The following is a 9,742-nucleotide window of genomic DNA, read 5'->3' on the forward strand; positions in this document are numbered from 1 at the left end:
TTCTCAGAGGGAGATTAGGATGCGAATGCTGGGAAAGCAAGCGGGTATGGTGGGGTGGGTGACGCGAGCAAGCTGTTATCCCGCATGACCGTGTTGCGCCAAAGAGCGGTCATCACTGAACCACTCCTCAGACGTCGCGATCGGGCCGCAAGCAGACTGGCCGATTCTAGGCTGGAACACGCGAAACCCGGACATTCAGGCCATCACGTACATCGCGGCGGACGAATAGTCCGCTTGGGTGACGCCGGGCGGTCCATTTCCCTTAACTCGATAACTCGCTCAAGGGATGGGTCCGGCTCATGAAGTCTCATCTCAAGAGTTGGACCTGGCTACCTTGTTACAAATAGTCACCGTCAACTCCGATGTTACATCGCTCGCTGAGACAGCTGGTCATGTCACTTCAGGGCATGCCCTGAAGTGGTTCGCAATGGCGGCGCCCGCCCGCCCGGATACTTCAAAGTGAGAAGGAGATCCATGCGCATGACGAACGTTCAGTACAGGTCGCGAACGCGTACGAATGGGCCGCCAGTTTCAACGGCGCGGCGTACCTTTCTGGAGATCACGTCAGCGAAGGACAACTGACGGGATAGGGTTTCGTGAAGATCGAACCCATCCATGCAGATGATCGAAGTCGGCGCTGTGCCGAAAGCTGTGAGTCCATCGGGAGTGAAACCAGTATTACTGATGAACAAGCCTCGTGCCCATTTTGCCTTCCTGCCGACCTTGCCGGCAAACCGATCTAGATCGGCTACACCGGAATATTCATTCTGCCATTTGGCTTCGAGAAGATAGGTCTCACCTTCGAGTGCGAAACTGCCGTCGATCTGTTCTCCGGTATTTCGGAAGGAGCCGCGCGGGGCAAGGTCATAGACAGCAAACAGCTCGTGCAGAAATTTCTCAAAAGCGTAGCCACGTGGCTGCGGTGCAAGTTTGCTGACCTCGATCAGTTGCTGAGAGAGCGAAGTCAGCAGCGTCGTTGTTGCCTTGCCGGAGGTTTTTTCGACTGGCGGCGGATCGCGCCGGGGCAACATGTCGAGAAAAGATGCCTCGGTGAGTTCGGGTATGCTGAACGAAACACCGCGCAGCAGACTATTGAGTTGCTCGATCTCTTCTCGCTTTAACGGATCGCCTCGTCCTCTCCGCCATGTCATCGACTGGCGTACAATCGCATAGATGAGAGGGCAAAACCGGTTCCGCCGGTGCTCCAGTGTAACGCTGAGAAGCTGGACAAGGGATGGTAGCTTGCTTCCTTGCTGCCAGAAGTCTCCAACGCCGGCCTCGTTCGCGGCCAGTGGAAAGGCCGTGCGAGAGTTTCCGCTGCCGGGCAAGAACTCATAAAGGAGATCAGCAATTGCGCTGATTGCGGTCGCCTCTTTCATGCTGAGTGCCATCGGCTAGCCCCTCTCAGCATTTTTCGGCGCCTGGTCCGGATGACTGGCAGGTGTCTGGATTTCGACGTCGCAAACCACGCAACAGAAAAATCCGTTCGTGGTGGCGAGTTGGCTGGTTTGGGCATCTATGGATCCGTCGGCTTTCCTTGCCAGTGACCGACTGTGATCGTCCGACCGAAACCGCATGTATCGGCTAATGTTGGCTAGGCCGACAAACAATGGCCGAAACCCAAAACCATGCCCCTGTTCGGTGTAGTAACGGGATACTCCTTCGTCCAGGGCCAATTCGAGCGCGGTGCCCGCATCAACCAGATGGGCATATGTCGGGTTGCTGCGAAGGCTGTTCAGGACCCCCATTCCAGCATCCGCCACAACAAATTCGAAGCGGCCGGGAGAGGCGCTATAGACAACGTAGCCGGAATCGATACGCCCGCTATGGTCGATGACGTTTGCATAAAACTCGCCAATCGCCGCCGTTAGCTTACCGCCATAGTCGTCAGAAAAACCGGCCGATATCGCTGCCCGTTTGGCGCGTAGCACGAAGCCGGTCCATGCGAGCTCATCTCTCCGAAGTTTGTCGACCGAAATAAATCCCTGGTATCCTGATCTTGGCTCGAACCAAGCATCCGTTTCGCGCATGTTGCGCATAAGTTCGCAGTAGTTGTCCGCCGTTAGCCAAAGGGGTCCGCCATCTCGGTTTAAAATGTTTGGCTGCGTGTGCCGCAACTCTAAAAGCGGCCCGAGGCCATCGGCATTGGTCGTCGGCAGGTCAGCCTCCGTGATCGTGCCGCTCTGCACTCCGAGGCAAATGTCATCTACAAGATCGAAGGTCAGCGTCTCGATTTTCCACCTCACGCAGCTTTTGCAAAAGGCGCATCGCAGCCGTAGTAGGTGGCTCGCAAAAAGGCGATCTGCTCTTCAACATTATGGCTCAGAAGCTTATCGACAGTCTCATCGACAACGGTCGGCGCCGGGAGCCAGCGAAGCGCATTGTTGTCCAATCGTTCGGCGCGCTGGCGCTTCAAGGTTTTCATGAAAGCATTGGTCTCAATGTAGATGACGCGGCGGTAGAATTGCCGCAGGAACGGAATGACCTGAGGATCGCCGCGAACCACGATGTCCAGTTCCCTGCCGGAGGCCTTGGCTAGATCAGCAAGCCTATCCAAGTGAAACTGCGTTCTGAGCTTCTGACCTGAGCCGGTGATAAATTCGTAGGCGAGCGTCTCGATCTCGGAGCGCTCGGCAATGAACTTCGACCAGCGCTCAAAGTCCTGATAGGTCCGCCCGTTGGGATGTAGTGCGCAGGCCACCCCTTCACGCTGGAATTCTTCGAATGTAATGGCGATACGCTTTATCGCGTGAAGATCATCTGTTCGCGGATTGTCGAGCAGAAGACTGAAGTTCGGGGTCGTTACAAGCGCGATTCCAAGTTCCTTCATCGCCCTAATGATGGCGATGCGCTGCTCGCCAAGGGTCCACCAGGGCTCAATCCGATGATCGTGATTGACGCCGGTTAGAATAAGGTCAGCGGTGGAGTCTATGTTGTATGTCCGACACAAGGCTTCGCGCGTTTCGAAGTGAAGCTTCCCGAGTTTGAAATCGATGAGATCGGGCAAGCGCAAGGCGAACGCTTTGCCAGCGAGCGCAGTCATTCGACTGCTTCCATGGTAGATGAGCGGCACGATATCCGCGCTCAATTGGGCAGAACAAACGGCTGTGCGTGGAATGTCGTCAAATCCAAAGCCGCCAACCTCCCGCATCTGCTGCACAAAGAGCTGCGGCTTATGCCGACAGACGCGCGTGCAGTGAGCCGAGTCCCCGCAGCAGAGTTGCAAACAATCGAAAATTGAATCACGAACCGAGAGGCCGCCGCATTCAGAGAAGTGCGGGCATCCGGGGCAACCCAATGCCATGGTGTTCCGATAGGGATCGTCTGTTAGCGACCGGACGATCACCTCATGGCTTCGCGTATCTGGGCGATTAAGGTTCAACACAGAGATACTTCTGCTTTCTTCGAGAGCTTGTGTACTCGACCAACGACACCGTTCGCTGCGCCTCCCGATTTTTCAATTGCAGAAATTACGTCGCCAGAGGGACTATCAAATGAACCGACGACGCTATTGCCCCGGCGTAAACTCACCCGTCCGCCCTTAGTCTCTACGATAAGCACTTCACCGTTGGCGACATTTACCCCTGCGGTGATCGACGCAATCGCGCGGCGCGGCTGGTTCGTGGGATTGACCGTGAACAAGCCGGGCGTCGCAAGCTCTGCCCGCTTCGTATCGACGTGCTTGCGGATCGTTTTCTTTGTTCGGTTTAAAAATTCGACCCCCATCAGATTACCTCCTCAAATAACGGACGATAGTATTTCGAACGACCCTGAGCAAACTCACGAATCACGCCGCGAGCCGCAAGACTGGCAAGCCGATTGTTCCACGCCGTCGTGCTCTTGGTTTGCTCAGCTTCTCCAAATTTTTCCATGAGATGGTTGGCATCAACTCCATTATATTCGTTCACCAAGTCGAATGTCATCTGTTGCTTCGGATCAAGGCTGCCAATCAACTCCGCTCCCGAGACGCGTTCGTCGCGGTCCAGGCGGCAGCTCATAATCGCATCACCTTTAGTATTCGCGACAATCAGCAATTCATCCAAAATATCGTCATTTACATTCGCAACAACTGGGTAATACTTGGATGAAAGGGTTCGCATGTACGCTTTCAGAGCGAACACCGATTCTCGAAGATAGCTGGCGGTAGCCACATCGATATTTGTAAAGTCGAGGAATAGCGGCGTCGGCGCAGCCGGCTCGCGATCAATGGCCTTCACAAAGGCCGCAAAAGCAGCTTTGCCATTGATGGAGCCTGATAGCACGGGGCCGCTCCCAATGATTGCCATGTCCATTTTCATAGTCGTCACCTTCCTCACGTGTTTGACGTGAGATTAGGCCGCTGACCCATAATGTCAAGAATTTTCTGGACTATCGGTGAACTGCACTGGCGATGGAACGAGCCCGCCGTTCCGACAGCCCAGTTCGGCCCTGCCCACCATTATCGCTGCGGCAATAGGAGGATCATCGACAAATAAGCCGCCTGTCTCTTCCGAGGCAGGCGGCAAATCGTAATACGACCGTGCGGACGAAGACGGATGCGGTCCGGTGATGCACATCTTAATCCACTGAAATTACTTGCTGCCTGCTTGCGTACTCGCGCGTAATCGGGCTTACAAAAGACGGCTTGCGGATAGATTTTTCTGTGGGGGATCTTCACAGGTGAAAGCAAGACGGCTCTAGTGCTTCCCGGAGAACGCGACGAGAGCGATACGTTATGGTCCATTATGCTACATCGCATAGGAGTATCCGCAAGCCGCCCCTCCCATGACAGTTGTTTCACTTAAGCTAGAGCAGTACAAAAAAGCGGAAACTCTGACCGATGTGGCACGGATTCTGGACCTCAAGCCGGCGCACATCTCCTATGCGCTTTATAAGCTCTCCAAAGTCGCCAAGTACGACGAATTCACCGTGCCTAAAAAGTCGGGCGGTGAGCGGACGATTCGTGCGCCCCATAAGGTTTTAAAAGCCGTTCAAAAACGCCTCGCTAATGATTTGCTCCTGATCGAGCAGCAGCTTGAGGCCAGCAGGATCACGAAACGCAACTGCATTCTCGCCCATGGTTTCAAGAAAAAGCTTTCCATAATAACCAACGGAGAGAACCACCGCGGTCAGCGATACGTTTTTAATGTGGACCTCAGGGACTTCTTCCCTGCGATCAATTTTGGGCGGGTCTTCGGATTCTTCACCAAGCACAAGGACTTCGCACTCAAGCCCAAGGTAGCCGCTGTCCTGACGCAGATTGCGTCCTTCGACAACCAGCTGCCGCAAGGCAGCCCGTGCTCACCGGTCATTTCAAACCTAATCGCCGGCGTGATGGACATCCGCCTTAATGAATTGGCGAGACAGAATCACTGCACATACACGCGGTATGCCGACGACATTACGTTCTCGACCAGTGAGCGGCTGTTTCCTTCAGCTATTGGGCGGCGGGTAAATGGCAGCATCAACCTTTGGGAAGCTGGCCCGAAATTGGTGAAGGCCATATCCCGTGTCGGATTCGAATTAAACCCGATCAAAACGCGTATGCAGTATTACTATTCCAGGCAGGACGTGACAGGCGTCGTCGTCAATCAAAAGGTCAATATCGCATCAGATTATTACGCTACCGTCTGCGCCATGTGCCACTACCTGTTCATGGACGGTTCGTGCCACGTGAAGGTCGATGGCGTGAAACAGCCGTTCCCGATAGCGAAGCTTCGAGGCCGCCTGGCCTTTATCTACCAAGTCCGTGGCCGGGGGCCGAAGGTACGTCCAGTTCCTGACGACAAGGACGAGCAGGCGAAGGCGCCTCCACAGAAAATCTGGGCCAGTTTCAAGCTCTTTGAGCGCTTTCTGAATTATGTGGACTTATACGGCGCAGACCGACCTATTGTCCTCTGCGAAGGCGTGACGGACAACATTTACATCAAGTCAGCCGTTCAGGCCCTCGCCGCCAAGTACCCAACACTTACGAGCCCCGGTGGCGAGCTCAAATTCAAGCTGTTCAAATATACAAGGACCTCGGCTGCCGTTCAGCAGCTAGGGGGCGGATGCGGCGATCTTACCAAGCTCGCGAGAATGTTTTCGATACGCGGGAAAGGCTTTAAGAGCGGGGGTAAGCACCCGCTAATCATGGTCGTTGACTCGGATGATGGCTCGAAAGACCTGTTTAAGCACATCTTCCATGTCACGAAAAAGAAAGTGGATGGAACCGACAGTTGGCACCATCTGGAATCCAACCTTTATGTCATTCCAATCCCTAAGGTTGGCGGCGGCGATACACCCATCGAGAAACTTTTCGAACAGGGGCTCCTCGACCAGCCGTACGAGGGCAAGAAGTTCGAAATTAAGCTGAAGGACACCGATGGCGCTACACACATCTCCAAAAAGACGTTCGCAAGCAAGGTCGTTGCGGCCAACAAGGGCTCGATCAACTTCAGTGGATTCGAACCCGTGCTTAATTCAATCGCCGAAGTGATTGAAGACTATAAGAAGAAAGTCGGCCTACTGCCGCCCGCTGCAGCCGTGCCAGCTCCAGCCCCAGTTGCCGCGGTACCTTAATCTCCTTGCCAGCGGAAACCGCGCATCCATACATGCGGCCCAGGTGCACTTGGTTCTCCCAAATGAGGTCGACGCTCCTGTCTGATAATTCCTAAAAACGCCAAAGCGCCGCGCTAGTTTTCATGAGGCGGCTCACAGGAGGCCAGCGCAGCCCGCCCCCTTGTAGAAGGAGCCCGCCATGAGAAAACTCATCGTCACCGAATTCATCAGCGTCGATGGCATTGCCGAGGTCGAGAAGCTGCCGGGCGTTACCTGGAACGATGAAATGCAGAAATTCAAGGACGGCGAGCTTGCCGACAGCGGCGCCGTGCTTTTGGGGCGCACGACCTATGAGATCTTTGCCGGCTCGTGGCCCAAGGAAACCGGAGACTTCGCCGAGCGGCTCAACGCGCTGCCGAAATATGTCGCGTCGACGAGCTTGACGGCGCTCGGATCGGGGCGTCTCCCGCGATTGATGCGATCGAGTTCGCAGCCACCAGGCGAAAGGTTCTGATCCGCCCTTTCTTGCTGCTGCGGTAGAAAGACTTCTTGATTCAGCCACAAGCCCAAATTGCTGGATTTGGCAGCACAGGAAGCGTAGGCTTGGTTTTTGGTTCAGCGATGGAACAGAGACTAGCCGCAATTCTGGCTTCCGATATGGCGGGCTACAGTCGGCTAATGGAGGCCGACGAATCCGGCACGCTCGCACGCCTTCGGACCCATCGCATAGAACTGGTCGATCCCGCCATCGCCAAGAACAAGGGCCGGATCATCAAGACCACCGGAGACGGCATGCTCGTTGAGTTCCAGAGCGTGACCGATGCCGTGAAATGCGCCGTGGAAATCCAACAGCGCATGAAACGGCGCAATTCGGATGTGCCGCAAGAACGGCGCATCGAATTCAGGATCGGCATAAATCTCGGCGACATCATTTTCGACGATGAGGACATTTTCGGCGACGGCGTCAATATTGCCTCGCGCATCGAGCAACTCGCCGACGTCGGCGGTATCTGCGTGACCGCCGCGGTGGCGACCCAAATTGCCGACCGTCTCGAAATTGCCATGGAGGACCTGGGCGAGAAGACGTTAAAGAACATCAGCCGCCCGGTTCGCCTCTATCGCGTTGGGTTTGACAGTCCTGTCCTGCCACAAGTCGAGGCAAAGCGATCCATCTCGAAACCTTCGATAGTGGTGCTGCCATTCAGCAACATGAGCGGCGACCCCGAGCAGGAATTTTTCGCGGACGGACTGACCGAGGACATCATCACCGAACTGTCCCGCCACCATGAGTTGTTCGTCATCTCGCGCAATTCCGCCTTCGTCTACAAGAACCGCGCCGTGAATGTGCGCGAGGTGGCCGAAAAACTCGACGTCCAATATTTGGTGGAGGGAAGCGTCCGCAAGATCGGCGACAGGGTGCGCGTGACGGTTCAGCTCATCGACACGGCGAATGACGCACATATTTGGGCAGACAAATATGACCGGAAGCTGGTCGACATATTCGCGATTCAGGATGAGGTGACCGCGGCGATCGCAGCCACGCTGCCCGGTCGTGTCGAGGCGGCTCAGCGGGACCAGCTCGCGCGCGCGAAACCTGCAAACATGGCCGCGTATGAATGTGTGCTTGCTGCCAAGGTGCTGCATCACCGAAGCACGATTGCGGATAATGAACGCGCGCAAACCTTGATAGAAAGGGCCGTCACCCTCGACCCCGATTATGCCCATGCCCATGCCTGGCGGGCCTGCATTCTTGGCCAGGCCTGGGTCCATAACTGGTGCGAAGACAGGGATGCCGTCTGGAACAACGTTATGGCAGCGCTGGACAGGGCGCTGGCGCTGGACAACAACGATGCCGATGTCCACCGCATCCTCGCGGCAGTGAACGTGAACAACAATGAGCTGACCACAGCGCGCTACCATCAAGAGCGGGCGCTGGCCCTCAATCCCAATTACGACCTCGTGGTGGTGCAGCAAGGCGAGTTATTGACATGGCTGGGGAGGCCGGAAGAGGGAATCGAATGGATCCGCAAGGCAATGCAGTTGAACCCGCACCACCCGGAGAGATTCTGGAGCCATCTGGGAAAGGCGCATTTCGCCGCGCGCCAGTATGGCGAGGCGATCGAAGCTTTCATGCATCTGTCAACCATGGACTCGGTTCAGCACGCTTTCGCCGCTGCCTGCTACGGCTGGCTCGGTGACGAAATCGCGGCTGCGGCGCATCTGGGCAAGATCAGAACGCTCGATGCCCAATTCGACCTCGATCCATTTATCGCCACCCTGCACTTTGCCCAGGAGTCTGACGTGCAGCACGTCCGCGAAGGACTGCTGAAAGCCGGTATTGCCAACTTGTAGGCAGCCCGTAACTACTAACCAGACCCGATAGGGGCCCGACGCGGACCTTGTGGCATGACCGAACGACGGGCAGGTCGGAGACGCTTTTCCCACGGTGTCCGTCTTTGGAAGCGAATGGGGAAAGCCCCTCCCCCTGACAACGCGCGGCGCTAGTTGACGGCGCAGTTCGCATAAGGCCCGCACGGCCGCCCCAACAGAAGGGAACCCGCCATGAGAAAACTCATCATCACCGAATTCATCAGCGTCGATGGCATTGCCGAGGTTGAAAAGCTGCCGAGCGTGGCCTGGAACGATGAAATGCAAAAATTCAAGGACGACGAGCTTGCCGACAGCGGCGCCATGCTTTTGGGGCGCACGACTTATCAGATCTTTGCCGGCTCGTGGCCCAAGGAGACCGGAGATTTCGCCGACCGGTTCAATGCGCTGCCGAAATATGTCGCGTCGACCAACTTGACGGCGCTCGACTGGCAGCCGGCCGAGTTGCTGCAGGGCGCCTTGCCGGACGCCGTCAGAGGGCTGAAGCAAGGCAGCGGCGGCAACATCTATGTGCATGGCAGCCTCAGCGTCGCGCAGGAATTGCTGCGCCACGGCCTTGTCGACCGCATCCGGCTGCTCAGCTACCCCGGTGCTGTCGGCCAGGGCAAGCTGCTGTTCCCGCCCGGCGCGCAATTGCCGCTCGAGCTGGTGTTTGCCAGGCAATTCAGCAACGGCGTGGTGGCGCTGGAGTATGCGGCGGGGAAGGCGTGATGAGCCAATCTCCCCCCTTGAGGGCCTGTTGCGTAATTCGCTGATTGTGATTCTCTGAGGTGGACGCTCTGAGGGAATCGCGATGGCAGTGAAGCAGACGGGCCAGTTGAGCTTGGCGGAGGCT

At 56.2% G+C, this 9,742-nt stretch carries 9 protein-coding genes; 4 read left to right on the forward strand and 5 right to left on the reverse strand.

All coding sequences use genetic code 11. The annotated features are described in order from the left end of the window. Positions 1 to 491: 491 nt before the first annotated feature. The 5 genes from NKH37_RS32000 to NKH37_RS32020 form a co-directional block, all read right to left on the reverse strand. Positions 492 to 1,391, reverse strand: coding sequence for a restriction endonuclease (locus NKH37_RS32000; protein ID WP_353006821.1), 900 nt, complete (start codon positions 1,389 to 1,391; stop codon positions 492 to 494). 3 nt (positions 1,392 to 1,394) lie between these two features. Further along, the gene (locus NKH37_RS32005; RefSeq protein ID WP_353006824.1) at positions 1,395 to 2,246 is read right to left on the reverse strand and encodes a hypothetical protein; all 852 of its coding nucleotides are present in this window, start codon (positions 2,244 to 2,246) and stop codon (positions 1,395 to 1,397) included. After that, positions 2,243 to 3,043 (reverse strand): hypothetical protein, encoded by an 801-nt coding sequence (locus NKH37_RS32010; RefSeq protein ID WP_353006827.1) that lies wholly within the window; start codon positions 3,041 to 3,043, stop codon positions 2,243 to 2,245. Before NKH37_RS32010 ends, NKH37_RS32005 begins: the two co-directional genes overlap by 4 nt. Before the next feature lie 335 nt (positions 3,044 to 3,378). Beyond that, positions 3,379 to 3,726: a hypothetical protein gene (locus NKH37_RS32015; protein ID WP_353006830.1), complete on the reverse strand. Its 348-nt coding sequence runs from the start codon at positions 3,724 to 3,726 to the stop codon at positions 3,379 to 3,381. Then, positions 3,726 to 4,298 carry a hypothetical protein gene (locus NKH37_RS32020; protein ID WP_353006833.1) on the reverse strand — a complete coding sequence of 191 codons (573 nt, stop codon included), beginning with the start codon at positions 4,296 to 4,298 and terminating at the stop codon, positions 3,726 to 3,728. The genes NKH37_RS32015 and NKH37_RS32020 overlap by 1 nt, the downstream gene beginning before the upstream one ends. Before the next feature lie 466 nt (positions 4,299 to 4,764). Here NKH37_RS32020 and NKH37_RS32025 point away from each other — a divergent pair, with 466 nt between their 5' ends. The 4 genes from NKH37_RS32025 (at position 4,765) to NKH37_RS32040 (ending at position 9,618) form a co-directional block, all read left to right on the forward strand. Further along, complete coding sequence (locus tag NKH37_RS32025) at positions 4,765 to 6,540, forward strand: retron Ec67 family RNA-directed DNA polymerase/endonuclease (RefSeq protein ID WP_353042326.1); 1,776 nt, start codon at positions 4,765 to 4,767, stop codon at positions 6,538 to 6,540. A gap of 178 nt (positions 6,541 to 6,718) precedes the next feature. Then, complete coding sequence (locus NKH37_RS32030) at positions 6,719 to 7,033, forward strand: dihydrofolate reductase family protein (RefSeq protein WP_353006839.1); 315 nt, start codon at positions 6,719 to 6,721, stop codon at positions 7,031 to 7,033. A 107-nt stretch (positions 7,034 to 7,140) separates the two neighbouring features. Further along, positions 7,141 to 8,871 (forward strand): adenylate/guanylate cyclase domain-containing protein, encoded by a 1,731-nt coding sequence (locus NKH37_RS32035; RefSeq protein WP_353006853.1) that lies wholly within the window; start codon positions 7,141 to 7,143, stop codon positions 8,869 to 8,871. A 210-nt stretch (positions 8,872 to 9,081) separates the two neighbouring features. Further along, a complete protein-coding gene (locus tag NKH37_RS32040; RefSeq protein WP_353006842.1) occupies positions 9,082 to 9,618 on the forward strand; it encodes a dihydrofolate reductase family protein in 537 nt (178 codons plus the stop codon). Positions 9,619 to 9,742: the final 124 nt, after the last annotated feature.

Source organism: Mesorhizobium sp. M1217 (assembly GCF_040318275.1).
Taxonomy (GTDB): Bacteria; Pseudomonadota; Alphaproteobacteria; order Rhizobiales; family Rhizobiaceae; genus Mesorhizobium.